The 26,130-nt window shown below is 54.8% G+C and carries 24 protein-coding genes and 1 riboswitch; of the genes, 16 read left to right on the plus strand and 8 right to left on the minus strand.

What is annotated here, in order from left to right:
• The 7 genes from mdtD to C7434_RS08750 all read left to right on the plus strand — a co-directional run bounded on the left by mdtD (position 1) and on the right by C7434_RS08750 (position 8,475).
• Complete coding sequence (gene mdtD / locus C7434_RS08720; protein WP_033740515.1) at positions 1 to 1,401, plus strand: multidrug transporter subunit MdtD; 1,401 nt, start codon at positions 1 to 3, stop codon at positions 1,399 to 1,401.
• On the plus strand, positions 1,398 to 2,786 hold the full coding sequence (gene baeS, locus C7434_RS08725; protein WP_006119887.1) for a two-component system sensor histidine kinase BaeS: 1,389 nt from the start codon (positions 1,398 to 1,400) through the stop codon (positions 2,784 to 2,786). The genes mdtD and baeS overlap by 4 nt, the downstream gene beginning before the upstream one ends.
• A 6-nt stretch (positions 2,787 to 2,792) precedes the next feature.
• Positions 2,793 to 3,500 carry a two-component system response regulator BaeR gene (baeR, locus tag C7434_RS08730; RefSeq protein ID WP_033740518.1) on the plus strand — a complete coding sequence of 236 codons (708 nt, stop codon included), beginning with the start codon at positions 2,793 to 2,795 and terminating at the stop codon, positions 3,498 to 3,500.
• A 115-nt stretch (positions 3,501 to 3,615) separates the two neighbouring features.
• Positions 3,616 to 4,992: a tRNA 5-hydroxyuridine modification protein YegQ gene (gene yegQ / locus C7434_RS08735; protein ID WP_033740520.1), complete on the plus strand. Its 1,377-nt coding sequence runs from the start codon at positions 3,616 to 3,618 to the stop codon at positions 4,990 to 4,992.
• Between the two features lie 230 nt (positions 4,993 to 5,222).
• On the plus strand, positions 5,223 to 6,122 hold the full coding sequence (gene yegS, locus C7434_RS08740; protein ID WP_033740523.1) for a lipid kinase YegS: 900 nt from the start codon (positions 5,223 to 5,225) through the stop codon (positions 6,120 to 6,122).
• 155 nt (positions 6,123 to 6,277) lie between these two features.
• The gene (locus C7434_RS08745) at positions 6,278 to 7,738 is read left to right on the plus strand and encodes a mannitol dehydrogenase family protein (protein ID WP_133745367.1); all 1,461 of its coding nucleotides are present in this window, start codon (positions 6,278 to 6,280) and stop codon (positions 7,736 to 7,738) included.
• A 50-nt stretch (positions 7,739 to 7,788) separates the two neighbouring features.
• Entirely contained in the window at positions 7,789 to 8,475 is a 687-nt protein-coding gene (locus C7434_RS08750; RefSeq protein ID WP_039338144.1) for a GntR family transcriptional regulator, read from the plus strand.
• Positions 8,476 to 8,503: 28 nt separating this feature from the next.
• On the opposite strand, the gene thiD is transcribed toward C7434_RS08750, so the two are convergent.
• A complete protein-coding gene (thiD, locus tag C7434_RS08755) occupies positions 8,504 to 9,304 on the minus strand; it encodes a bifunctional hydroxymethylpyrimidine kinase/phosphomethylpyrimidine kinase (RefSeq protein WP_133745368.1) in 801 nt (266 codons plus the stop codon).
• The gene (gene thiM / locus C7434_RS08760) at positions 9,301 to 10,089 is read right to left on the minus strand and encodes a hydroxyethylthiazole kinase (protein WP_133745369.1); all 789 of its coding nucleotides are present in this window, start codon (positions 10,087 to 10,089) and stop codon (positions 9,301 to 9,303) included. The genes thiD and thiM overlap by 4 nt, the downstream gene beginning before the upstream one ends.
• Before the next feature lie 34 nt (positions 10,090 to 10,123).
• A riboswitch (TPP riboswitch) is annotated at positions 10,124 to 10,220 on the minus strand.
• A gap of 300 nt (positions 10,221 to 10,520) precedes the next feature.
• On the opposite strand from thiM, the gene C7434_RS08765 reads away from it, so the two are divergent.
• Both C7434_RS08765 and C7434_RS08770 read left to right on the plus strand, forming a co-directional pair.
• Complete coding sequence (locus tag C7434_RS08765; protein WP_006119907.1) at positions 10,521 to 10,718, plus strand: hypothetical protein; 198 nt, start codon at positions 10,521 to 10,523, stop codon at positions 10,716 to 10,718.
• A gap of 91 nt (positions 10,719 to 10,809) precedes the next feature.
• Positions 10,810 to 11,769 carry an AEC family transporter gene (locus C7434_RS08770; protein WP_033740536.1) on the plus strand — a complete coding sequence of 320 codons (960 nt, stop codon included), beginning with the start codon at positions 10,810 to 10,812 and terminating at the stop codon, positions 11,767 to 11,769.
• A gap of 47 nt (positions 11,770 to 11,816) precedes the next feature.
• Here the strand turns inward: C7434_RS08770 and ahpF are convergent, their stop codons facing one another.
• The gene (gene ahpF / locus C7434_RS08775) at positions 11,817 to 13,385 is read right to left on the minus strand and encodes an alkyl hydroperoxide reductase subunit F (protein WP_133745370.1); all 1,569 of its coding nucleotides are present in this window, start codon (positions 13,383 to 13,385) and stop codon (positions 11,817 to 11,819) included.
• Positions 13,386 to 13,457: 72 nt separating this feature from the next.
• Complete coding sequence (gene ahpC / locus C7434_RS08780; RefSeq protein ID WP_033740540.1) at positions 13,458 to 14,021, minus strand: alkyl hydroperoxide reductase subunit C; 564 nt, start codon at positions 14,019 to 14,021, stop codon at positions 13,458 to 13,460.
• Positions 14,022 to 14,356: 335 nt separating this feature from the next.
• Between ahpC and C7434_RS08785 the strand changes: the two genes are divergently transcribed.
• The gene (locus tag C7434_RS08785; protein ID WP_033740541.1) at positions 14,357 to 14,812 is read left to right on the plus strand and encodes a GNAT family N-acetyltransferase; all 456 of its coding nucleotides are present in this window, start codon (positions 14,357 to 14,359) and stop codon (positions 14,810 to 14,812) included.
• Here the strand turns inward: C7434_RS08785 and apbC are convergent.
• Positions 14,809 to 15,921: an iron-sulfur cluster carrier protein ApbC gene (apbC, locus tag C7434_RS08790; protein ID WP_033740543.1), complete on the minus strand. Its 1,113-nt coding sequence runs from the start codon at positions 15,919 to 15,921 to the stop codon at positions 14,809 to 14,811. The two genes, C7434_RS08785 and apbC, sit on opposite strands and share 4 nt — an antisense overlap.
• A 173-nt stretch (positions 15,922 to 16,094) precedes the next feature.
• Here apbC and metG point away from each other — a divergent pair, with 173 nt between their 5' ends.
• The 6 genes from metG to sanA all read left to right on the plus strand — a co-directional run bounded on the left by metG (position 16,095) and on the right by sanA (position 23,047).
• Positions 16,095 to 18,128 (plus strand): methionine--tRNA ligase, encoded by a 2,034-nt coding sequence (metG, locus tag C7434_RS08795; protein WP_033740545.1) that lies wholly within the window; start codon positions 16,095 to 16,097, stop codon positions 18,126 to 18,128.
• Positions 18,129 to 18,243: 115 nt separating this feature from the next.
• Complete coding sequence (locus C7434_RS08800; protein ID WP_033740547.1) at positions 18,244 to 18,636, plus strand: CidA/LrgA family protein; 393 nt, start codon at positions 18,244 to 18,246, stop codon at positions 18,634 to 18,636.
• Complete coding sequence (locus C7434_RS08805) at positions 18,629 to 19,321, plus strand: CidB/LrgB family autolysis modulator (RefSeq protein ID WP_133745371.1); 693 nt, start codon at positions 18,629 to 18,631, stop codon at positions 19,319 to 19,321. The genes C7434_RS08800 and C7434_RS08805 overlap by 8 nt, the downstream gene beginning before the upstream one ends.
• A 118-nt stretch (positions 19,322 to 19,439) precedes the next feature.
• The gene (cdd, locus tag C7434_RS08810; protein ID WP_006119922.1) at positions 19,440 to 20,324 is read left to right on the plus strand and encodes a cytidine deaminase; all 885 of its coding nucleotides are present in this window, start codon (positions 19,440 to 19,442) and stop codon (positions 20,322 to 20,324) included.
• Positions 20,325 to 20,494: 170 nt separating this feature from the next.
• Entirely contained in the window at positions 20,495 to 22,192 is a 1,698-nt protein-coding gene (locus C7434_RS08815; protein WP_006119924.1) for an NAD-dependent malic enzyme, read from the plus strand.
• Positions 22,193 to 22,327: 135 nt separating this feature from the next.
• The gene (gene sanA / locus C7434_RS08820) at positions 22,328 to 23,047 is read left to right on the plus strand and encodes an outer membrane permeability protein SanA (protein WP_033740551.1); all 720 of its coding nucleotides are present in this window, start codon (positions 22,328 to 22,330) and stop codon (positions 23,045 to 23,047) included.
• 179 nt (positions 23,048 to 23,226) lie between these two features.
• Here sanA and C7434_RS21955 read toward each other — a convergent pair whose 3' ends face one another.
• The 3 genes from C7434_RS21955 to mglA form a co-directional block, all read right to left on the minus strand.
• Entirely contained in the window at positions 23,227 to 23,403 is a 177-nt protein-coding gene (locus C7434_RS21955) for a hypothetical protein (RefSeq protein WP_166649050.1), read from the minus strand.
• A gap of 125 nt (positions 23,404 to 23,528) precedes the next feature.
• On the minus strand, positions 23,529 to 24,539 hold the full coding sequence (gene mglC / locus C7434_RS08825) for a galactose/methyl galactoside ABC transporter permease MglC (protein WP_006119926.1): 1,011 nt from the start codon (positions 24,537 to 24,539) through the stop codon (positions 23,529 to 23,531).
• Positions 24,540 to 24,558: 19 nt separating this feature from the next.
• A complete protein-coding gene (gene mglA / locus C7434_RS08830; protein WP_006119927.1) occupies positions 24,559 to 26,079 on the minus strand; it encodes a galactose/methyl galactoside ABC transporter ATP-binding protein MglA in 1,521 nt (506 codons plus the stop codon).
• Positions 26,080 to 26,130: the final 51 nt, after the last annotated feature.

Genomic DNA, 26,130 nt, shown 5'->3' on the forward strand with positions numbered 1-26,130 from the left:
ATGCAGAGCGTCACGGTCCGCTGGCAGTTGTGGATTGTTGCCTTTGGTTTTTTTATGCAGACGCTGGACACCACCATCGTCAACACGGCGATCCCGTCAATGGCGCACGATCTGGGCGTGAACCCACTGCATATGCATTCGGTGATTGTGGCCTATGTGCTCACGGTGGCAGTGACGCTGCCGCTGAGCGGCTGGCTGGCGGACCGGTTTGGCGTGAGAAATATCTTTTTTAGCGCGATTGTGCTGTTCAGCGTGGGATCGCTGTTGTGCGGCCTGTCAGGCACGCTGAATCAGCTTATCATGGCGCGTGTGATTCAGGGGATTGGCGGGGCCATGATGGTGCCGGTAGGACGGCTGACGGTAATGCGCATTGTACCGCGTGATCAGTATATGTCTGCGATGACCTTTGTCACCCTGCCCGGCCAGATTGGGCCGCTGCTGGGGCCCGCACTGGGCGGTGTGCTGGTGGAATATGCCAGCTGGCACTGGATTTTCCTGATTAACATCCCGGTCGGCATCATCGGTGCCGTCGCCACGTTGAAGTTACTGCCGAACTACGCGATGCCGCCGCGACGCTTTGATTTTGTCGGGTTTGTCCTGCTGGCCGCCGGAATGGCTACGTTAACGCTGGCGCTTGACGGTCAACGCAGTAGCGGCGGCTCTGCCTTGTTACTGGCCGGGATGATCCTCATCGGCACTGGCTCTCTTCTGTTTTATCTGCTGCATGCGCGCCAAAACGACAGTGCGCTGTTCAGCCTGAAGCTGTTCGACAACCGCATTTTCTCTATTGGCTTACTCGGTAGTCTGACTGGCCGCATCGGCAGCGGCATGTTGCCCTTTATGACGCCGCTGTTCTTGCAAATCGGCATGGGCTTCAGCCCGTTTCATGCAGGCTTGATGATGATTGCCATGGTGCTGGGCAATATGGGCATGAAGCGTGTGGTTGTCAGCATTGTTAACCTGTTTGGCTATCGCAACGTGCTGGTGGGTTCAACCATAGGCCTGGCGCTGGTGGTCTTGCTGTTTCCACTGGTGGCGATGCTCGGCTGGACAGTCATGCTGCCGCTGGTGCTGTTTCTGCAAGGCATGGTGAATGCGATTCGCTTCTCTTCGATGAACACGCTGACGCTCAAGGATCTACCCGATGACCTGGCCTCCAGCGGCAACAGCCTGTTATCGATGATCATGCAGCTCTCAATGAGTATTGGCGTAACCGTGGCGGGCCTGCTGCTGGGCGCGTTTGGTCATGCAACGTCCGGGGAACAGGGTTTAAGCCATCAGGCGTTTATCTGTGTTTATCTCTGTATGGCGCTGATCATTATTCTGCCTGCGCTGGTGTTCTGGCGGGTTCCGAAAGAGATGAGTAAAAGCGTCGATCTGCGACGTCGGAGAAGTGAATGAGATCGTTCCTGCATTTTGGCATCGGTGCCAAATTATTCATGGCCATATTCTCCACCTGCATGCTGGTCCTGATTACCATGCACTGGGGCGTCCGGCTCAGCTTTGAACATGGCTTTGTCGACTATATTAAACGCGGGAATGAACAGCGGCTGAATTTGCTGGGTGCGGCGCTGGCCGATCAGTATGAACAGCATGGCGACTGGGATTTTCTGCGTAATAACGACCGGCTGATCTTCTCGATGCTGCGCTCGCTGGAGCAAAACCCGGACAGCAGTAACCAGTTACCGCCTCACGGCTGGCGCACCCAGTTCTGGGTACTCGATCAGCACTACAAAGTGATGGTCGGCCCGCGCTCACAGGTTCCCCCGGAAGGGATACGTCACGATATTACGCTCAGTAACGGTAAAGTCGTGGGCTGGATCATCAGCTCGCCGCCAGAGCGCCTGACGCGCAGCACCGATATCAATTTTGATCAGCAGCAGCGACGAACCAGCTGGTATATCGTGGGCCTCTCTACTCTGCTTGCCGCCCTGGTCACCTGGCTGATGGCGCGGGGCTTGCTGGCACCGGTGAAAAGACTGGTAGACGGTACGCATCATCTGGCGGCGGGGAATTTAGCCACACGGGTTAAGGTTGACAGCCAGGACGAACTGGGCCAGCTGGCCCATGACTTTAACCTGCTGGCCAGTTCGCTGGAGAAAAATGAAAGTATGCGTCGGGCCTTTATGGCCGACATCTCGCATGAACTGCGCACGCCACTGGCGATTTTGCGCGGTGAGCTGGAAGCCATGCAGGATGGTGTACGTAAACTCACGCCAGACGCGATTACCTCTCTGCAAAGCGAAGTAGCGCTGCTGACCAAGCTGGTGGATGATCTGCACCAGCTTTCGCTCTCTGACGTCGGCGCACTGGCCTATCGCAAGCAGGCCACCGATTTGGTGCAGCTTATTGAGATCAGCGCAGGCAATTTTACCGAGCGCTACCGCAGCCATGATTTAACCCTGAAGCTCGACATGCCGGATGACGCGCCGTTTTTTGGCGATCCTGACCGGCTGATGCAGTTGTTTATTAACCTGCTGGAAAACAGCCTGCGTTACACCGATGCCGGCGGCGAAGTCCGGGTGCGGCTCTGGTATGACGCGCCCTACTGGCACGTCACCGTAGAGGACAGCGCGCCCGGCGTGGAAGGCGATCAACAGGCACAAATATTTGAGCGTTTTTTCCGCACAGAAGGTTCGCGCAATCGCGCCAGCGGCGGCTCTGGCCTGGGGCTGGCCATCTGTAAAAACATTGTTGATGCCCACGGTGGCAGCATCAGCGCCTCGCATGCGGATTTAGGTGGGCTGAAAATCGCGCTACAATTGCGTTATGTTCCTCCCGTTTAGAAGATTATGAACCAGGAAAACACTTACCCGCTAATCCTTGTGGTTGAAGATGAACCCAAGCTGGCACAGCTGATGATTGATTACCTTGAGGCCTCTAACTATCGCACGCATCATCTGGCGCACGGCAACGCGGTACTGGACTACGTTAAACAGACGCCGCCCGATCTTATCCTGCTGGATTTGATGCTGCCGGGTAAAGATGGGCTGACGCTGTGCCGTGAGATTCGCCGTGATTCCGACTTGCCGATTATTATGGTGACCGCGCGCACGGAAGAAATCGATCGCCTGCTGGGCCTGGAGATTGGTGCGGATGACTATATCTGCAAGCCATTCAGCCCACGCGAAGTGGTGGCGCGGGTCAAAACCATTTTGCGCCGGGTGAAGCGATCTCCCGAAGAAGCGCCCGTCGCGTCTTTGCTGAAAGTTCATGAAAGCCGCTTTCAGGCCAGCTGGCGTGATGAGCCGCTGGATTTAACGCCCGCTGAATTTCGTCTGCTGAAAACGCTGTCCCTTGAACCGGGAAAAGTCTTCTCCCGTGAACAGTTGTTAAACCATCTCTACGACGATTACCGGGTTGTCACCGACCGAACCATTGACAGCCATATCAAGAACCTGCGCAGAAAACTGGAAAGCCTGGACAGCGAACAACCCTTTATCCGCGCGGTATATGGCATGGGCTATCGCTGGGAAGCCGATGTCTGCCAGTTGATTTAGATTGACCCAGATCAATTTACTTCCGTTTTCACCCTGCCTACAATTCCGCACCTTTTGCAGGGTTTCCCCTGCACATGTCGCCCAGGCGACATGCTGACCTGACATCAGTGAGCACATCATGAAACCCGAATTACTTTCCCCCGCCGGAACGCTGAAAAACATGCGTTACGCGTTTGCCTATGGGGCCGATGCCGTCTATGCCGGCCAGCCGCGCTACAGCCTGCGGGTACGCAATAACGAATTCAGCCATGAAAACCTGGCGAAAGGCATTAACGAAGCCCACGCGCTGGGTAAAAAATTTTATGTGGTGGTGAACATCGCCCCGCATAACGCCAAGCTGAAAACCTTTATTCGCGATTTAACGCCGGTAATTGAGATGCAGCCCGACGCGTTAATCATGTCCGATCCTGGCCTGATCATGCTGGTGCGCGAGGCGTTTCCGGCCATGCCCATCCACTTATCTGTGCAGGCTAACGCCGTGAACTGGGCAACGGTGAAATTCTGGCAGCAAATGGGCTTAAGCCGGGTGATTTTATCCCGCGAGCTGTCGCTGGAGGAGATCGCCGATATTCGCGAGCAGGTGCCGGACATGGAGCTGGAAGTGTTTGTGCACGGCGCACTGTGTATGGCGTACTCCGGGCGCTGTCTGCTGTCGGGCTACATGAATAAACGCGATCCTAACCAGGGAACCTGCACCAACGCCTGCCGCTGGGAATATCAGTTGCAGGAAGCCAGACAAGATGACGTCGGCAACATTGTTGAAATTCATCAGCCAGTCAGCGTGCAGGACGTGACGCCCACATTGGGCATTGGGCAACCCAGCGACAAGGTGTTTTTGCTGGAGGAGAAAATGAAACCCGGCGAAATGATGAGCGCCTTTGAAGATGAACACGGCACCTACATCATGAACTCGAAAGATCTGCGTGCCGTGGCGCACGTCGAGCGCCTGAGCCAGATGGGCGTTCACTCGCTGAAAATCGAAGGTCGCACCAAATCCTATTATTACTGCGCCCGCACCGCACAGGTTTATCGCAAAGCCATTGACGATGCGGCGGCAGGTAAACCGTTTGATTCTGCCCTGCTGGAAACCCTGGAAGGCCTGGCGCATCGCGGCTATACCGAAGGTTTTTTGCGTCGTCACACCCACGACAGCTACCAGAATTACCAGACCGGCTACTCTGTCTCAGAGCGCCAGCAGTTCGTCGGGGAGTTCAGCGGTGAACAGCGCGAGGGCTGGGCGGAAGTACGGGTAAAGAATAAATTTGTTCTGCATGACAGCCTGGAGATCATGACGCCGTCTGGTAACCTGATCTGTACCCTTGATGCCCTGCAAAACAGCCGTGGAGAACCGACAGAGGTGGCCCCGGGAGACGGGCATCGCGTCTGGATGAAAGTGCCGCCGGAGGTAGATTTGCGGTTTGCCTTGCTGCTGCGTAACTTTGCGCCAGGCCAGAACACCCAGGATCCGCATGCCGCTCACGCCACGGCCTGACAAAATTTGACAAAAGCAAGAACAGGATCACAGACGGCTCGGTTTTACTGAACTATAGTGCTGCCTGCTACCAATGAGTAACAATTATCAGCAGCAGTAACTGGATCCACCTCATTCACCCGCCCGGCTCCCCCGTGCGGGTTTTCTTTTTTCTCCCTTTCGCCAATCATTTTTCTCTTCCGGCTATGCTATAACCACTAACTACGCTTTCGATCTCCAAGGAACAGATAATGGACAAACAATCGCTTACGCTGCTAATCCTGAATGGTAAAGGCGCAGGTAATGACGATCTCCGTGAAGCGATCACGAAGCTGCGCGCCGAGGGCTTTAACATAGCCGTGCGCGTGACGTATGAAAAAGGAGACGGTGAGCGTTACGTGGAAGAAGCCCTTGAACTGCAGGCGGAAACCGTGGTGGCGGGCGGCGGTGACGGCACCGTCAACGAAATCGCTACCGCACTGGCGTCGGTCAACGCGGATGAGCGCCCGGTTCTGGGGGTTCTGCCGCTGGGCACAGCGAACGATTTTGCCACCAGCGTCGGCATTCCTGAAGAGATTGAGCACGCCTTGCGCCTGGCTATCCAGGGTAAAGCCTGTGATATCGACCTCGCCCGCGTTAACCAGCATCACTATTTTATTAATATGGCGACCGGAGGATTTGGCACGCGCATTACGACCGAGACGCCGGAAAAACTCAAATCCGCGCTGGGCGGCGTGTCCTATTTTATTCATGGGTTGATGCGCATGGACACGCTTAAACCGGACAGTTGTGAAATTACCGGGCCCGGTTTTAACTGGCAGGGCGATGCGCTGGTCATCGGCATCGGCAACGGTCGTCAGGCCGGAGGCGGTCAGCGTTTATGCCCGTCGGCGTTGATTAACGATGGCCTGCTGGACGTCAGCATTGTTACCGCGCAGGAGTTGCTGCCTACCCTGCTGCATTCCCTGACCGGCGATGAAGAGAATCCCGGCATTATTTCCACGCGCTTATCGTCCCTGACGATTCGCTCACCGCATGAAATGACCTTTAACCTGGATGGCGAACCGCTGACAGGCCAGTCATTTACCATCGATATCATGCCGGGCGCGTTAAGCTGCCGCCTGCCGCCGCAGTGTGCCCTGCTGAGTTAATTCTCACGGGAGCCCTGGCTCCCGGCCTTAATGTAAACAGTTCGTGATTACATTCACAATTCCGCTACTTCAACTTGTATGGTAGTAGCGAGACGCGTAATTTTTCATCCTTAATGCCAGCATGGCCTGCCGTCCGTCTGCCACAAGGATGCTTTATGCTACACATCGATCACCTTCCTGCGGATGTTCATCTGCCCGCCTATGACCGTCGCCAGCTTAAAACCCGTATAGTGCATATCGGCTTTGGTGCCTTTCATCGCGCCCATCAGGCCTTGTGCACGGATAAACTGGCCGAACAGGGTAGCGACTGGGGAATCTGCGAGGTTAACCTTAACAGCGGCGAGCTGATTCAGGCACTCCGCCAGCAGGACTTTCTCTATACGTTGACCGAAAAAAGTGACGACGCCGTGAAAACCCGGGTCATTGGGGTGGTTACCGCGGCACTGCACGGCAAAACGGACGGCATTGATGCCGTGATTACGGCCCTGTGCCAGCCGGACGTGGCGATTGTGTCGATGACCGTGACGGAAAAAGGCTATTGTCACCTGCCCGCCAGCGGCAATCTCGATCTGCAACATGCGGATATCGTGCATGACCTGGCGCACCCCGCACAGCCCCGCTCGCTGCCCGGATTGATTGTCGCCGCCATCCGCCGTCGACGCGATCTGGGTTTAGCGCCTTTCAGCGTGATGTCCTGCGATAACATGCCTGAAAATGGCCACGTCACACGGAATGTGGTGACGCAGCTCGCCCGGCAGCATGATGCGTCGCTGGCGGACTATATTCAGCACAACATCACCTTTCCCTCCACCATGGTAGATCGCATTGTTCCGGCGATGAATGAGGCCGCCTTTGACGCGTTACGTGCCCGTATTGGTTCGTCCGATCCAGTGGCCGTTGAGGCTGAACCCTTCTTTCAGTGGGTGATTGAAGACCACTTTGTCAGCGGCCGACCTGACTGGGACAAGGCCGGTGCCGAACTGGTGGAGGATGTGCTGCCGTTTGAGCAAATGAAGTTGCGCATGCTCAATGGCAGCCACTCCTTTCTGGCGTACCTTGGTTACCTTGCGGGTTATGAACACATCAGCGATTGCATGGCTGACGACGCGTTCCGGGCGGCCGCACGTGCGCTGATGGTTAACGAACAGGCGCCGACATTAACCACGCAGGGCGTGGATTTACCGGCTTATGCCGACGCCTTAATCGCTCGCTTTGCCAACCGCGCTATCAGACACCGCACCTACCAGATTGCGACCGATGGCACCCAGAAACTGCCACAACGCTTTCTCGACAGCGTGCGCTGGCATCTCGCTAACGGCACACCCTGCCCGCTGCTGTTGCTGGGCATTGCCGCCTGGATGCGCTATGTCGCTGCGGTCGATGAAAAAGGCGAACCTATAGCGATCCGCGACCCACTTAAAGCGCAGCTGGCCACCTGTGTGGCAGAAAGCGCGGAAGGTCAGGAGCGGGTGCGGGCCTTACTGGGCCTGAAAACCGTTTTCGGCGAGGATCTGGCGGATAATACAGCCTTCGTTAACGCGCTCTCCGCCTGCTATATACAGTTGACGAAAGTGGGGGCACGGGCAGCCGTGCAACAGGCCATCGCACAGGGCTAAGGCGTTTTAACGCGCTGGCGAAATCGGGTTAATGTTAACAGGGACAGAACATGACGCTTTCCTACACCATCACGACAAGTGAACCGGTCAATCAGCAGATTTACCGTTATCTACGCAAAGATATCGTCACCTGCGTCATTCAGCCGGGCGCTTTGCTGTCGGAAAAAGAGGTTTCCGCCCGTTTTCATCTCTCTCGCCAGCCGGTACGTGAGGCGTTCATTAAGCTGGCAGAAGCCGGTCTGGTACAAATCCTTCCACAGCGCGGCACCTTTGTGCGTAAGATTTCAGCGAAGCAGGTTGAAGATGGACGCTTTATCCGGGAAGCGGTAGAACTGGCCGTGATACGCCGCGCAGCGCGGGAAACAAGCCAGCGCGGACTGATGGCGCTGGAGCATAATCTGCAGCTCCAGCGCATCACTGCCGCCCGGGGCGACAGCCAGATGTTTCTCAGCCTGGACGATGAATTCCATCGTCTGATTGCGGAGAGCATCGACTGTATGCTGGCATGGGAAACCATTGAAAACATCAAGGCGACGATGGACCGGGTGCGCTATCTCACCCTGAATCAGGTCGCGCCCGCTGAAACGCTGATCGAACAACATGAAGCCGTTTTTGCCGCCCTGAAAGCGCGCGATGCGGACCAGGCAGAAACCGCCCTGCGTCACCATCTGCAGGCAATGATGTTTTCGCTCGCGCCCGTGATCAGGCAAAACCGTGACTGGTTCGAGGCTGAGTAGCGCGCCGTACAATCGCTGAGCGAAGCCGTTACCACCACTGATGAAAATGATGCACAGGTCCAGTCCCGTGGCCCACCTCCAGCGAATCGGCTGCCAGCAGGGCCTGTTGTAGCCAGGTTTTGGCTTCATTAACCGTCTCCGCCCAGTCACTGTGCCGTGGACGCAGGGCCGCCAGCGCAGCAGACAGCGTACAACCGGTACCGTGCGTATGGCGCGTTTTCACCCGAGGCGTGCTGAACCGTTGCCGCCCCGCTGGCGTGATCAGCCAGTCAGGACTTTCGCCATGATCCAGATGTCCGCCCTTCATCAGCACGGCCTGACAACCCAGCGCCAGAAGGGCATCGCCCTGCGTCAGCATCTCGTTCTCATTGCTGGCCATACGGCATTCGAGCAGCGCGGCGGCTTCGGGCAGATTAGGTGTGATCAGTGACACCTGTGGCAACAGGCGCTCGCGGACACAGGCAATGGCATCAGGACTCAGTAAGGCATCGCCGCTCTTGGCCACCATCACCGTGTCCAGCACCACAAACGGGATTGCCCGGCGCTGCAAGCCAACCGCCACCCGCTCCACGATCGCCGCGTCGGACAGCATGCCAATTTTTGCACTGTCGATGCGCACGTCATCAAGAACGGAATCCAGCTGTGCGCTGACAAAATCAGGATCAATACGGTACACCGACTGTACGCCACAGGTATTTTGCGCCACCAGGGCCGTAATCACGCTGGTGCCGTAAGCGCCCAGTGCGGAGAAGGTTTTCAGGTCGGCCTGAATCCCGGCACCGCCGCTGGGATCGGTACCGGCAATCGTTAAAGCATTGATGCGTTTCACAGGGCGGCCTCCAGTGTCCAGAGCGCGTCCAGAAACGCCGGTGCAAAGCTGCCCGGCCCGGTTGATGCCTGTGCGGCTTTCTCTCCGGCCAGTGCCATCACCCGACAGGCGCTGGCGATATTGACCAGTCTGTCACCCGGCAGGCTGGCAAAGGCGGCGACGACCGCAGACAGTGCACAGCCGGTACCGACCACTCGCGTCATTAAGGGCGATCCGCCGACGATCGACAGGGTACGCATCCCGTCGGTGGCATAATCCACCTCGCCAGTGACCACCACACAGGTCTGATACTCCCGCGCCAGTTGTTGGGCGGCCAGCAGGGCGCTTTCGGCGGCGTGCTGGCTGTCCACGCCACGTCCGCCGTCAGCCTGATGGGCCAGCGCCAGAATCTCGGAAGCATTGCCGCGAATCACGGCAGGCGACTGCATCAGCACCTGCTGACAAAACCGGGAACGCAACGTCAGTGCGCCCACCGCCACCGGGTCCAGCGTCCAGGGCGTGCCTGCCAGATTAGCCGCCTCGATTGCCGCGGCCATGGCCTGCTGGCGTTCGTGCGTTAATGTGCCGACATTGATTAACAGTGCATCCGCGATACCGCTGAACTGCGGCGCTTCCTCGCGATCGATGACCATGGCAGGTGACGCGTTCAGAGCAAGCAGAACATTAGCCGTGAGCATTTGCACCACATCATTGGTCATGCAGTGCACGAGCGGTGACTGATGGCGAAACTGTTGCAGGATGGGCGCGCATTGCGCATCAGAAAGATGGTGCGGTTGATGTGTCATCAGAACTCCCAACCGGCGGACAAGAAGGCGAATGCGGTCAGGCATCAGACTTCCCTACGCTGGCATTATCCAGATCAGGTAATACGGGTTTTTCTCAGCCTTCACAAAGAAGGGCACCCCGAGTCGTGTTACGCAGAAAAGAATAAGTAAGCCCCTAAATTTAAGCAAGGTGCTTATTCTTTTTTCAACCTGGCGGGCGAGACTTTTACATGATCCCGATCAACTCCCCACCGCACGAAAAAAGGCTTAATGCTGCGGGCTTAAAATTTGCACGTCAGAGCAGTGAAGGTATTTACGCAAGTAAATTATATCCTTCACCATTATCAGAATGCCCAGCAATAACAAACATCTGCCTACAACATCGCAACAATAAATCTTCATATCACGTAGTTAAAAATTACCAGAACACTTCATACTTGACAGGAAGCATGATGCGATTTTTAGCGCTTATCCCTCATCGTCACCGATGGACTGACATCACCATTACCCGTCAGGGTGCCCTTTCTCCTTCTGGCCGACACTATTATTCCACTTATCTTTCTGCCCGTTGTCAGCGTTGCGATGCGGTTATCCATCGGGTGTATTATCGCGATATCAGTGATGACCAGGCGCGCCGCTGGCTGGGGTAAATTCGCGGGTCGGGTACACGTTTTGCCAGGTTACGCGGCCGACGCAATTTGGTAGTCTTGCCCTTACTGAGTCACTGGACTGCTTACGCTTATGCCCTTCCTGCTGGATACATTAGGACACCAGATTTACCTGTCAGCCCCGCTGTTTATTCTTATTTTCCTGGGTTATTGCCTGACGAAATGGGGCAAATGGCCGCTGAGCATCAGCGAAGGCATGAACCGGTTTGTCTTTAACGTTGCCCTGCCCTGCATGCTGTTTCGCATCATGAGTGACTTTTACAACAGTCCCGCAGTCGATGTGCGCCTGCTTCTGGCATTCTTTGGCAGTTGTCTGCTGGTGTTTATCGTGGGCCGAATCCTTGCCTCGCGTCTGTTTCATCTGGATGGCGTGGCCGGTTCGGTCTTTGCCCTGGGCGGGGTCTTTTCAAATAACGTTATGCTGGGTATTCCGGTCGCTACCGTCCTGCTGGGCCCCGGTGCCTTGCCATCGGTTGCGCTGGTGCTGGTATTTAACAGTCTGATCCTCTGGACATTACTCACCGTCTCGGTGGAATGGTCGAAACAGGGCAGTTTTTCCCTTCAGGGCTTTAAGCGCACCTTGATTAGCGTGCTCAGGAATCCGTTAATTATTGGCATCTTATCAGGCACCGCCTGGAGCCTGTTGCAGCGGCCGCTTCCCGCCATCGCCGCTGAACCGCTGCGCATGCTGGCGTCCATCGCCGCACCCTTATCGTTGGTCACTCTCGGCATGAGCCTGGCGCACTACCGGGTGCGGGAAGGCTTGAAAGAGAGTTACACGATTTGTGCGTTGAAACTGATTCTGCAGCCGCTGTGTGTCTGGGCGATCGCCTGGCTGACGGGTCTGCCTGCGCTGGAAAGTAAAGTGGTAGTGCTGCTGGGGTCGATGGCGGTCGGTGTGAATGTTTACCTGATGTCGCAGAAATTTAACGTGATTACCGGCCCCACGGCCGCCAGTATGCTGCTTTCCACCCTTTTTGCCGCGATAACCACGCCGCTGTGGATGATGTTAATGACGCTGGCCGGATATTAAAAAGCCCTGTAACACAGGTTACAGGGCTGGCTTTTGCACCGAAAAACTTAGTGTGCAGGTTGGGTGCGAATCAGGTAATCAAAAGCGCTCAGCGAGGCTTTTGCCCCTTCACCGCTGGCAATGATGATTTGCTTGTAAGGCACCGTGGTGCAGTCGCCTGCTGCGAAAACGCCTTTCAGGCTGGTTTCGCATTTTGCATCGATGATGATTTCACCCATCTTGTTGCGCTCAACCGCCCCTTCCAGCCAGGTGGTGTTAGGGAGCAGGCCAATCTGAACAAAAATGCCTGACAGCGCCAGTTCATGGGTTGTCTGGTTGGTGCGATCCAGATATTGCAGGCCGGTAACTTTGCTGCCGTCGCCTTTCACTTCGGTGGTTTGTGCATTCAGGATCACATCCACGTTTTTCAGACTGCGCAGTTTGTCCTGCAGCACTTTGTCTGCACGCATTTCGCTGGCGAATTCCAGCAATGTGACGTGTCCAACAATACCAGCCAGATCGATAGCCGCTTCCACGCCGGAGTTACCGCCACCGATGACGGCAGTGCGTTTACCTTTGAACAGCGGACCGTCACAGTGCGGGCAATAGGTCACACCTTTAGTACGGTACTGCTCTTCCCCCGGCACGCCCATGTTGCGCCAGCGCGCGCCGGTCGCCAGGATGATGCTACGGGATTTCAGTACGGCACCTGACGCCGTTTCAATGGCGTGCAGGCCGCCTTTCGCCGCAGACGGAATCAGTTTAATCGCGCTCTGACTGTCAATCACATCAACACTGTAATCGTCAACGTGGGCACGCAGTGCGCCAGCCAGTTTGGCCCCTTCCGTTTTCTGCACGGAAATATAGTTTTCGATATCAACGGTATCCAGTACCTGTCCGCCGAAACGCTCACCCATCAGGGCGGTGCGGATGCCTTTACGGGCAGAATAGATGGCGGCCGCTGCGCCAGCGGGACCGCTGCCAATAATCAGCACATCATAGGCTTCGCGTTTATTCAGCGCTTCTGCTGCGCGCTTGTCAGCATTGGTGTCGACTTTACTGACGATCTCCGCCAGGCTCATGCGGCCCTGACCAAACTCTTTGCCGTTCAGGAAAACCGCCGGCACGCCCATGACATTCCGTTCCTGAATTTCGTTCTGGAACAGGCCACCGTCAATCGCGGTGTGGCTGATGCGTGGGTTCAGGACCGCCATCAGGTTCAGAGCCTGTACCACATCCGGACAGTTGTGGCAGGACAGCGAATAATAGGTTTCGAAATGGAAATCCCCATCCAGCGCCGCAATCTGATCAAGCAGATTTTGTGCTTCTTTGGACGGGTGCCCACCGGTCTGTAACAGCGCCAGCACCAGTGAGGTAAATTCATGACCCAGCGGCGAACCCGCAAAACGTGGGCCGTGATCCGCACCAAGGTTAGTGATTAAAAATGAGGGTTTACGCACCTGACGATCGTTCTCTTCACGAAAGCTGACCTTGTCAGACAGGCTCGCGATATCGACCAACAGATTGCGAATCTCGGTTGATTTTGCGCCATCATCCAGCGTTGCAATCAACTCCACAGGCTTGGTGAGTTTCTCAAGATAAGCTTTGAGCTGCGTTTTTAAATTGGTATCAAGCATAGTGAGTTCCTGGTCAAAAAATCGGGTGCCGAAGCACCCGATGAGAAAATGATCGACGTTGCGATGCGGAAATTAGATTTTGCCAACCAGGTCCAGCGAAGGCGCCAGAGTCGCATCACCTTCTTTCCATTTGGCCGGGCACACTTCACCAGGGTGAGAAGCCACGTACTGCGCCGCTTTCACTTTGCGCAGCAGGTCAGACGCATCACGGCCAATACCTTCAGCGGTGATTTCTACAGCCTGGATAACACCCTGTGGGTCAACGATGAATGTACCACGGTCAGCCAGACCTTCATCTTCGCGCATGATGTCGAAGTTGCGGGTCAGCGCGCCAGTTGGGTCACCGATCATCGCATATTTGATTTTTGCGATGGTGTCAGAAGAGCCGTGCCAGGCTTTGTGGGTAAAGTGGGTATCAGTAGACACTGAGTAGATGTCCACGCCCAGTTTCTGGAACTCTTCATAGTGATCCGCGACGTCGCCCAGTTCGGTTGGGCAAACAAAGGTGAAGTCAGCCGGATAAAAGAAGAAAACACTCCATTTACCTTCAACGTCTTTCTCGGTTACTTCGATAAACTGGCCGTCTTTAAATGCACTGTTTTTGAACGGCTTAATTTTGGTGTTGATAATGGACATGTGATGGCCTCCTTTAAAATATGTGATGCAGCTTACAAATTTTCCGGGCCAACATCTAATAAGCCCTCGTTATCAATAAAATAAACGAAAGCTATCAAACGCCGATCGCGTTGATCGTTAAGGGAAAAAACCGCTTTTCTTACCTTCATTTACCCGCAAAAAGATATATTGCGTGCTTCCAGGCAATAACCCCTGTGCGTTAACTGAAGGCCGTTTGCTGTTTTCCCATAAGGCACCGTCGGGCAGTGTACAAGGAAAGTGATGACATTTGTTCTGCTTTTACTTTTTTGAGAATCCCTGCCAGGGTTGTTAAAAGATGTTTAACGGAGCTTGATGTGCATATTCGATTATTTACAGAGGCCGACCGTCCTTTCCTGCGGACGTTGTTTCTGGCGGCCCGTCGGCATAACTGGGACTGGATCGCCAACGATGACTGGCAACTGGAAGACTTCGATCAGGTGATACTCGGCGAAACCGTTTTAGTGGCTGAGCTGGACGGGCATCGGGCAGGATTCGCGGGTCTGATGGAAAACGATAATTTCTTACACAGCCTGTATGTGGATCCTGATTATCAGGGGCGCGGCGTGGGCAGTGCACTGCTTGAGGCCGTCCAGTCACGCTTTACATCAACCGGCGCGCTGAAGTGTCTGCAAATGAACAAGGCCGCCCAGACGTTTTACCTGCAACATGGCTGGAAAGTGATTTCCCAGGGTGAAAGCGAGCAAGGCGGCTATCTGTTAATGCATTATCCCCCGGCGTCGCACTATGAGAGCGACGCGCAGAAGGGTTAAAGCGCGCGGAAGGCGATATCGCCGGGAATCACCTCGCCCTGCCAGTAAAGCTGGGCGGCCACACGTCCGGCGAGCTGACGGTACAGCATCGCAAATTCACTGTCCGGCCGACGAATCACCGTTGGCTCGCCATCATCCAGATCTTCACGCAAATGAATATGCAGGGGAAGCTGTGCCAGCAGCCGCGTGCCATAGTCGTCCACCAGCCGTTGCGCCCCGCCAGTACCAAAAATTGGCTCATGGTGACCGCACTGGCTGCAGACGTGGATACTCATGTTCTCCACCACGCCCAGCACCGGGACGTTAACCTTTTCGAACATGACCATGCCTTTGCGTGCATCGATGAGCGCGATGTCCTGTGGCGTAGTGACCACCAGCGCACCGGTGACGGGCACACTCTGCGCGAGCGTTAACTGGATATCTCCGGTTCCTGGCGGCATATCCAGCACCAGATAATCCAGGTCGGGCCACTGGGTTTCGGTAAGTAACTGCATCAGCGCTTTGCTGGCCATAGGGCCGCGCCACACCATCGCGTTATCGTCGGTCACCAGATAGCCGATGGAATTGGTTGCCAGACCATGGGACATGATCGGCGCCATATGGGTGCCGTCAGGCGAGGTCGGGCGCTCTTTTTCACAGCCCAGCATGTTGGGCACGGACGGGCCATAAATATCGGCATCCAGAATGCCCACACGTGCGCCTTCAGCCAGTAACGCCAGCGCCATATTAACTGCGGTACTCGATTTGCCCACGCCGCCTTTACCGGAGCTGACCGCGATAATGTTCTTCACGCCGTTAACACCAGGGTGATTTTTCACGCGTTTCAACGTAGCAATCTCGTGACTTAACCGCCAGTCGATGGCCTGCGCGCCGCTCAGACGCAGTAGCTCAGCGCTGGTGTCTGCTTTTAAGGTCTCAAACGCGCTGTGCCAGGCAAAAGGCATCCGCAGTTCAATATGCAACGTCCCATCCAGCAGCGCCACATGATGCAGCGCCTTCAGGGTAATAAGATTACGTTGCAGCGTCGGATGCTCAAAGCTGTTCAGAACGCCGGCCACAACGGCGCGTAAGGCTTCTGGTGTATGTGGTTCCCGGGATTGCGCTGTCATCCCCACTCCTTTTCTGCTGTGCTTATGCTGTTTTTCAACGATGTAGTAACAATACTATCAGATGCCGATCGTTTCACGGGCCGCGCGGCGGGAAATCCCTTATGTTTACGCGGCTGTGCCCATCGGTTACCATCTAAGCCCGTTTTTTTACTTAACTGAAAGCTACGCAAACTATGACTCAAGTCGCAAAAAAAATTCTGGTAACCTGCGCCCTGCCTTACGCTAACGGCTCAATTCATCTCGGCCACATGCTCGAGCATATCCAGGCGGACATTTGGGTGCGTTATCAGCGAATGCGTGGCAATCAGGTTTACTTCATCTGCGCCGATGACGCCCACGGCACGCCGATCATGCTGAAGGCTCAGCAGTTGGGCATTGCGCCGGAACAGATGATTGCTGAAATGAAACACGAGCACGAAACAGATTTTGCCGGTTTTAACATCAGCTATGATAACTATCACTCAACGCACGGCGACGAGAACCGTGAGCTGGCCGGGCTCATCTATGGTCGCCTGAAAGAGAACGGTTTCATTAAGAACCGCACGATTTCTCAGCTGTACGATCCGGAAAAAGGCATGTTCCTGCCTGACCGTTTCGTGAAAGGCACCTGCCCGAAATGTAAAGCGCCTGACCAGTACGGCGACAATTGCGAGGTGTGCAGCGCGACCTACAGCCCGACCGAACTGATCGATCCGAAATCTGTGGTGTCCGGTGCAACCCCTGTGCTGCGTGATTCCGAGCACTTCTTCTTTGACCTGCCGTCGTTCAGCGAAATGCTGCGCGCCTGGACGCGTTCTGGCGCCCTGCAGGAGCAGGTCGCCAATAAAATGCAGGAGTGGTTCGAATCCGGTCTGCAACAGTGGGATATCTCCCGTGATGCGCCGTACTTTGGCTTCGAAATTCCTGGCGCGCCGGGCAAATACTTCTACGTCTGGCTGGATGCGCCGATCGGCTATATGGGCGCGTTTAAAAACCTGTGTGACAAACGCGGCGACATCAGTTTTGACGAATTCTGGCAGCAGGATTCCACCACAGAGCTGTACCACTTCATTGGTAAAGACATCGTCTACTTCCACAGCCTGTTCTGGCCTGCCATGCTGGAAGGCAGCGGCTTCCGCAAACCCAACAACCTGTTTGTGCATGGCTATGTGACCGTAAATGGCGCAAAAATGTCGAAATCGCGCGGAACCTTTATCAAAGCCAGTACCTGGTTACAGCATCTGGATGCCGACAGCCTGCGCTATTACTATGCGGCCAAGCTTTCTTCGCGTATTGATGACATCGACCTGAATCTGGAAGATTTTGTTCAGCGCGTCAACGCCGACATTGTGAACAAAGTGGTCAACCTGGCATCACGTAATGCCGGTTTTATCACCAAACGCTTTGACGGCAAGCTGTCCGCAGAACTGGCCGACCCGGCGCTTTATCAAACCTTCCTGGACGCATCCGAAAAAATTGGCGAGGCCTGGGCAAGCCGTGAATTTGGCCGGGCGATTCGTGAAATTATGGCGCTGGCCGATCTGGCCAACCGTTATGTTGACGAGCAGGCACCGTGGGTGGTGGCGAAGCAGGAAGGCCGTGATGCCGATCTGCAGGCTATTTGCTCCATGGGCATTAACCTGTTCCGTGTGCTGATGACCTGGCTGAAGCCTGTGCTGCCGTCGCTGAGCGAGCGAGCCGAAGCTTTCCTGAACAGTGAACTCAGCTGGGACGCTATTCAGCAGCCGCTGCTCGACCATCAGGTTGCGCCGTTTAAAGCCCTGTATGGTCGCATTGAGATGGCGAAAGTCGAGGGCCTGATTGAAGCGTCGAAAGCCGACGCGGCTGAAGCCAGTAAACCGACGGTCAGCGGCCCACTGGCGGATGCGCCGATTGGCGATACCATCACGATTGATGACTTTGCCAAAGTTGATATGCGCGTGGCACTGATTGAGAAAGCGGAACTGGTGGACGGCTCAGACAAACTGCTGCGTCTGGAGTTGGATCTGGGCGGCGAGAAGCGCCAGATTTTCTCTGGTATCCGTGCAGCCTATCCTGACCCGGCCGTACTCATTGGCAAAATGACCATTATCGTGGCGAACCTGGCACCACGTAAAATGCGCTTTGGCGTCTCGGAAGGCATGGTGCTGTCTGCGGGGCCGGGCGGCAAAGACCTGTTCGTGTTGTCTGTCGACAGTGGCGCAGTGCCGGGTATGCCCGTTAAATAAGGCGTTCGCCCTTCCTGCATCTGATGGCAGGAAGGGCCGTTCTGCCTTACGCTGACAGCTGGCACGCCAGACCGTCAGTGCGTAGGATTACGCTCGTTGGAAACAGGAGCCTGTCATGCACACCGTGCTAGCGATAAGTTGGCGTTATCTGCGCGCTTTTACCCTTCTCTATCTCTGTTTATATGCCGGAAACGGCGTAGCAAGGTTGCTGCCCATTACGCTGCCCGGCAGCATTATTGGCATGCTGATTTTGTTTACCCTGCTCGCGTCTCAGATCGTGCCGGTCCACTGGGTTAAGCCCGGTTGTCATCTTATTATTCGCTATATGGCGCTGCTGTTCGTTCCCATCAGCGTGGGCGTCATGAATTACACCGATCTGCTGACCGCGCAGTTTGGCCCTATCGTGGTCTCGTGTCTTGTCAGTACCTTCGCTGTCCTGAGCATCGTGGGGTTAAGCGCCCACAAGCTGCATTCGCGCGCGCCGACGAAAGAGGTGAAGGATGAGTGATATCTGGTGGTCATTGCCACTGACGCTGGGCGCATTTTTCCTGGCGCGCAGACTGGCTGCCGCGCTGAAGATTGCCCTGCTGAACCCCTTGCTGGTTTCGATGGCGATCATCATTCCCATCCTGCTGTTACTGCAACTGCCCTATACACGTTACTTTGCCGGAAGCCAGGTGCTTAATGACCTGCTACAGCCCGCCGTGGTCGCACTGGCGCTGCCGCTGTATGAGCAGATGCATCAAATTCGCGCCCGCTGGAAATCCATTATCGGCGTATGCCTGATCGGCAGCCTGACGGCAATGACCTCCGGCACAGCGATCGCCCTGTGGATGGGGGCAACGCCGGAAATCGCCGCCACGATTTTACCTAAATCCGTCACCACACCGATCGCGATGGCAGTATCCGGCTCTCTGCACGGCATTCCCGCTATCAGTGCGATTTGTGTGCTGATAGCCGGTGTGCTCGGTGCGGTATTTGGCCATATGGTGCTGAATCTGTTGGGCGTGAAAAGTAAAGCGGCACGCGGTCTGGCGATTGGTAATGCGTCCCATGCGCTGGGAACCGCCCGGGCGGCGGAACTGGACTTCCGGGAAGGGGCATTTAGTTCGCTGGCACTGGTGATCTGCGGCATCGTAACGTCGTTACTGGCACCCTTTGTTTTTCCGCTGCTACTGCACTGGTTTGGCTAAAACTTTGGGAGAGATCTCGCAAAGTTGAAAACTCTAAGACACGTTGCATTGTCAGAGCGACAGAGATCACATATAAACCGATGTCTGGCACATTGCCTGAAGATTGAATGAGGCTTCCATGCATCCACGTTTCCACTCTGCCTTTGAATTACTGCCGGCTCCCCTGCAAACCGCGCTTCGTCCGGTGCTGAGTGAGCCGGGATTTGACGCGATGCTGCGGGCCGATCAGGTCACCCTCCTGCAACAGCAAACCCAACTGGATGCGGACGCCCTCGCCCTGGCGCTGCTTCCGGTCGCGGCGGCCTGCGCGGTCGCCTCGCTGTCCCGTTTCAACGTCGGTGCCATTGCACGCGGGATAAGCGGTAACTGGTATTTCGGTGCCAATATGGAGTTTGCCGGTGCCACCATGCAGCAAACCGTGCATGCAGAACAAAGCGCCGTTACGCACGCCTGGCTGCGCGGCGAAGCGCGCCTGGAGACCATCACCGTCAACTACACGCCGTGCGGGCATTGCCGCCAGTTCATGAATGAGCTTAACAGCGGCACGGCGATTCGTATCAGCCTGCCCCAGCGCCCGGTGCAGACGTTAGCGCACTATCTGCCTGACGCTTTCGGTCCTGGCGACCTGCACATCACCGAACGGCTGATGGATAAGGTGGATCATGGCTTTGTTGTCACGGGCGATGCGCTGTCGCAGGCGGCCATTGACGCGGCCAACCAGAGTCATGCCCCTTACAGCCGCGCGTTCAGTGGCGTTGCAGTGCAAACCGCCTCAGGCCGTATTTTTAGCGGTCGCTATGCGGAAAATGCGGCCTTCAATCCCAGCCTGCCTCCGCTTCAGGCCGCACTGATTTTGCTGAACATGGCCGGCGAATCCTGCGAGGCGATTCAGGCAGCGGCGCTGGCCCAGCCCCGACAGCCTGCGTTAGATCAGTATTCAGCGACGCAGGCAACACTGCGCGCGCTGGGTTGCGACAACCTCAGCGTTATCGAGCTGGCGTAAAGCGTAATGCGGGGCACGGTTTTAAACAGTTTCTAAATCTTTTATTTACAAAAGCTGTACATCCGCGAGAAATTTCATAGGATCTGACGCCAGGCCTTCTTTATCAAAATAAACTGGCGTCCTCTACCCTCTTATTGCGCCAGGAACACTCGCAACCGGAGCATTACTGCATGGAACTCGAATACGAAAGTAAACGCCCGCTCTATATTCCCTACGCTGGCCCTATTCTGCTGGAATTTCCCCTGCTGAATAAGGGCAGCGCCTTCAGCATCGAAGAGCGTAACGAATTCAATCTCAACGGCTTACTGCCCGAAGCGGTCGAAACCATTGAAGAGCAGGCGAAACGCGCATGGCGTCAGTTTCAGGACTTCAAAAATAATAACGACAAGCACGTCTACCTGCGCAATATTCAGGACACCAACGAAACCCTGTTCTACCGTCTGCTGGACAATCATCTTGAAGAGATGATGCCAATTATTTATACGCCAACCGTCGGCGCAGCCTGCGAACACTTCTCTGAAATTTATCGCCGCGCCCGCGGTGTGTTCATCTCATATCCCAACCGTGAACACATCGAAGACATGCTGCAAAACGCCACCAAACAGAACGTTAAAGTCATCGTGGTGACCGACGGTGAGCGTATTCTGGGCCTGGGTGACCAGGGCATCGGCGGCATGGGTATTCCGATTGGTAAACTGTCGCTGTATACCGCGTGCGGCGGCATCAGTCCGGCTTACACCTTACCGGTGGTGCTGGATGTCGGTACCAATAACCAGCAACTGCTGAACGATCCGCTTTATATGGGCTGGCGTCACCCACGTATCACCGGCGAAGAGTACGATGAATTCGTTAATGAATTTATCCAGGCCGTGAAACGCCGCTGGCCGAAAGTGCTGCTGCAGTTTGAAGACTTTGCGCAGAAAAACGCAATGCCGCTGCTGGAGCGCTATCGCGATGAAGTGTGCTGCTTCAACGATGATATTCAGGGCACCGCTGCTGTCACCGTGGGCACTCTGATTGCCGCCAGTCGTGCTGCCGGAAGCCGTTTGTGCGAACAAAAAGTGGTGTTCCTGGGGGCAGGTTCAGCCGGCTGCGGTATCGCAGAGCAAATCATTGCGCAGATGAAGTCGGAAGGTCTGAGCGATGAAGAGGCGCGTAGCCGCGTAATGATGGTCGACCGCTTTGGCCTGCTCACTGATAAGTTGCCTAACCTGCTCGATTTCCAGAGCAAGCTGGTGCAGAAAAGCGACAACCTCAAAGACTGGGATACGGCCAGTGATGCGATTTCGCTGCTGGACGTAGTGCGCAATGCCAAACCCGATATTCTGATTGGGGTTTCAGGGCAGCCCGGACTGTTCACCGAAGAGATCATCCGCGAGATGCACAAGCACTGCAAACGTCCTATTGTGATGCCGCTCTCTAACCCCACCTCGCGCGTTGAAGCCACGCCAGCGGATATTATCGCCTGGACCGATGGTGCTGCACTGGTCGCGACCGGGAGCCCGTTCTCACCGGTTTCATGGAACGGTAAAACCTATCCGATCGCGCAGTGTAACAACTCCTATATCTTCCCGGGCATCGGTTTAGGAGTGATTGCCTCGGGTGCATCACGCGTAACCGATACCATGCTGATGACCGCCAGCCGCGCACTGGCAGACTGCTCGCCGCTGGTCAACGATGGTGAAGGGCCGGTACTGCCTGAAATCAAAGATATTCAGGGCGTGTCGAAAGTGATCGCAATGGAAGTAGGCAAAGCCGCGCAACTGGCGGGCGTTGCCGTGGTGACCTCGGAAGACGTGCTGTCACAGTCTATTTCGAATAACTTCTGGCTGCCGCAATACCGTCATTACCGCCGTACCTCGATCTAAAAAGGTCTGCGCTGGATCATCCTCTGATCCAGCGCTGCTTAAAATAGCACCAGCCAGACGGGGTAAACTTGCTTCGCGAGGGTTGCTCAAGTAGCCTTGTCCCACCAAAACCTCTCATCTCGAGTGCTCAGGCGCATGTTGAAACGCGTTTTCATTGCTCTGCTTTTCATCATCTTAACGATGGTGGGGACGGCGCTTGGCCTGGATCGCTGGATAAGCTGGAAAACCGCCCCCTATATTTACGACAATCTGGCCTCACTGCCCCATCGTCAGGTCGGTGTTGTGCTGGGTACGGCAAAATATTACCGCACCGGGGTGATTAATCAGTACTACCTCTACCGGATGCAGGGCGCGCTTAACGCCTATAACAGCGGCAAGATTAACTATTTACTGCTGAGCGGAGACAATGCGCAGCAGAGCTATAACGAACCCATGACCATGCGGCGCGATTTAATCAAAGGTGGCGTCGACCCGGCAGATATCGTACTGGATTACGCAGGCTTTCGGACGCTGGACTCCATTGTCCGCACGCGCAAGGTATTCGATACCAACGATTTTATTATCATCACCCAGCGCTTCCACTGTGAGCGGGCACTGTTTATCGCCCTGCACCTTGGCATTCAGGCTCAGTGCTACGCTGTGCCCTCGCCGAAAAATATGCTGACAGTGCGCATGCGTGAAGTCGGTGCACGTCTTGGCGCGCTGGTAGATTTGTACCTCCTCAAGCGTGAACCGCGCTTTCTCGGGCCTCTGGTGCCCATTCCCGCCGTACATGATGTGCCGGAGGATGCGCAAAGCTATCCTGCTGTCACCCCTGAGCAACTGCTGGAACTGGAACAAAAACGCCATCAGTAAGCCGCCTTTGTCTGGCTGACATCCCGCTCACCCTGGCGTGAAGAGAGACTGTGAGAACGGATGATAACGCCGGCGCGGCAGGCTCCGCCTTTCTGACAGGAGTGCATCGCCGACGCGTAGCATCCTTGCTATGGCGAAACAAGGCTTAGCGCGGGACTTTGCGATGGCGTCAGGGCTTATCACGCATCGTTACCAAGGATGACGGTCAGTCCAGCGCGGCGGATTTGCTGCTTTTTTACCTTACTGACCTGCTGATCTGCTGATCTGCTGATCTGCTGATCTGCTGACTCAGGATTTTGCGTCCACAGGACAGCTTTCCGTTCCTGATTAAAGTCAATTCGAACACGTATTCTCATAGCGGGCATCCTGCTGGCTCGCCGTGAATCCGCGTTCTTTCCTGCTTCCGGGCGCACGCTGGCGGCTTCCGTGCCATAAAAAAAGCGGCCCGCAGGCCGCTTAGCTTACATGATGACTTCTGCCGTTATTTTTTACGTGCGTACTTCAGCGAGTCGAGCGCCACAGCAAAAATAATGATGCCGCCCTTGATGATGTACTGCCAGTACGGGTTAATGCCGATATAGGTCAAGCCGTAGTTGATGACGGTGAAGATCAACACACCGGTCACGACACCGGCCACCGTCCCCACACCACCGGCAAAAGACACACCACCGACGACGCAGGCCGCGATAGCATCCAGCTCGTACATAAAGCCAAGGTTGTTCGTTGCCGAGCCGATACGGCCCGCTTCCAGCATACCGCCGAAAGCATAGAACACGCCTGAAAGGGCATAAATCAGAATCAGGTTCAGGTTGACGTTTACGCCGGAGACTTTTGCCGCTTCCGGGTTACCGCCAATGGCAAAAATGTTTTTACCGAAACGCGTTTTGTTCCACAGAATCCAGACGAACACGATCGCAATCACCGCATAGAAGGTGATGTAGGACAGCTTAAAATCCCCGAAACGCAGGAAGCCTTGCGTAAAGGTTGAGAAGCCGTCATAGAAGCCTGCAATCGGTGATGCGCCTACGAAGTCGTAATACAGCGAGTTGATACCGTAAACGATAATCATGGTACCCAACGTAGTGATAAACGGCGTCACTTTCAGGTAAGCAATAATCACGCCGTTCACCAGGCCAATAACGGCACCAATCGCACAAACAATCAGGATCACCACAGGAATCGGTACGGTTTCCAGATGTGGGAACACTTTGTTTGGGTTATCCATAGCCTGCAGCAGCGAAGCGGCCACGATAGCGGCGAGGCCAACCTGACGACCGGCTGACAGGTCTGTACCCTGAGTCACAATCAGTCCCGCAACGCCCAGCGCAATGATAATACGCACCGAGGATTGGGTCAGAATGTTACTCAGATTCATTAAACTTAAGAACGTCGGATCCTGGAAAATAATAATCGCCAGCAGTACCAGTAGCACGACATAAATGCCACCCTCTTTCAGCCAGGTTAGCGCATTCTTTTTTGTAGTCGCTTTCATGTTAACAGCCCTTACTTCATTAAAGGTGTAATGACGCTAAACGCAATATTTCGTTCTGCGTAGTCGTTTTTGTATCAACAATGCCAGCGACCAGACCGTTACTCATGACCAGAATACGATCGGTGATGCCTAACAGCTCTGGCATTTCGGAAGAGATAATAATGATGCCCTTTTCTTTTTTTGCCAGCTCAGCCATCAGCTGGTAAATCTCGAATTTGGCCCCCACATCAATACCGCGAGTGGGTTCATCGAGCATCAATATTTCGGGCTGCGTCAGCAACCAGCGTCCAATAATCACCTTCTGTTGGTTACCACCTGAAAGCGAACCAATTTGGGTGTGGTGGCCTGGCGTTTTTACCCGCATGGAGTCGATAACCCATTGGGTATCACTCTTCATACGCTTATTATCCAGCAGACCAATGTTGTTCTTATATTTTTTGATATTGGAGATGAGAGAATTAAAACCAATATCCAGAAACGCATAAATACCGGTAGAGCGACGTTCTTCCGTCACAAGAGCAAAGCCATGATTGATGGCTTCGTTCGCCGTGTGATTATTAATCGTTTTACCGTGCAGTTTAATTGTGCCGCCCGATTTTTCGCGAATGCCAAACAGCGTTTCGACGATATCCGTACGTTTTGCACCGACCAACCCGGCAATACCGAGTATCTCCCCTTTACGCAAATCAAACGAAATATCACGAATAGAGGGCTGACGCAGAGAGGTTAAATTGCGCACCTCAAGAATGGTCTCGCCCGGCACATTTACGCGATCCGGGAAGCGCTGGCTTAATGAACGCCCCACCATCATGGCGATGATCTTATCCATGTCCAGCCCTTCGAGCGGCTGGGTTGCAATCCACTGACCGTCACGCAGAACCGTAATTTCATCACACAACTGGAAGATCTCTTCCATTTTATGTGAAATATAAACAATGCCGCAGCCGCGATCTTTCAGCTTACGGATAATCGTGAACAGATGATTCACTTCTTTTTCCGTCAACGAGGATGTCGGTTCATCCATGATCACGATTTTGGCGTCATAAGAAAACGCTTTGGCAATCTCAATCATCTGCATTTGCGAGACGGAGAGATGCGCGACTTTGTCACGGGGATCGATGTTAATATCCAGCTCGTCAAAAATCGCTTTGGTATCACGGTACATTTTTTCCTGATCGACAAAGAAGCCTTTGCGTGGATAACGCCCAAGCCACATGTTGTCCATCACGGTACGCTGTAATACCAGGTTTAATTCCTGGTGAACCATTGACACGCCATTTTCCAGCGCCTCTTTGGAGCTTTTAAAATCTATTTCCTGCCCTTGAAAAAGAATACTTCCGGTATCTTTTTTGTAGATACCAAATAAACATTTTAACAACGTTGATTTACCAGCGCCGTTCTCACCCATCAGTGCATGAACGGAGTGAGGCCGCACTTTTAAATTTACGTTGTCGAGAGCTTTAACGCCGGGAAATGATTTACTGACGTTGGTCATTTCCAGCAGATATTCGCGCTGCGCGGTCGTATTATCACTGGCCATAATTTACCTGGCTAAAAAACGGTGATGACATAAAAAAGGCGCAGCAGCCGC

The organism is Pantoea sp. PNA 14-12, assembly GCF_004364735.1.
Lineage (GTDB): Bacteria > Pseudomonadota > Gammaproteobacteria > Enterobacterales > Enterobacteriaceae > Pantoea > Pantoea stewartii.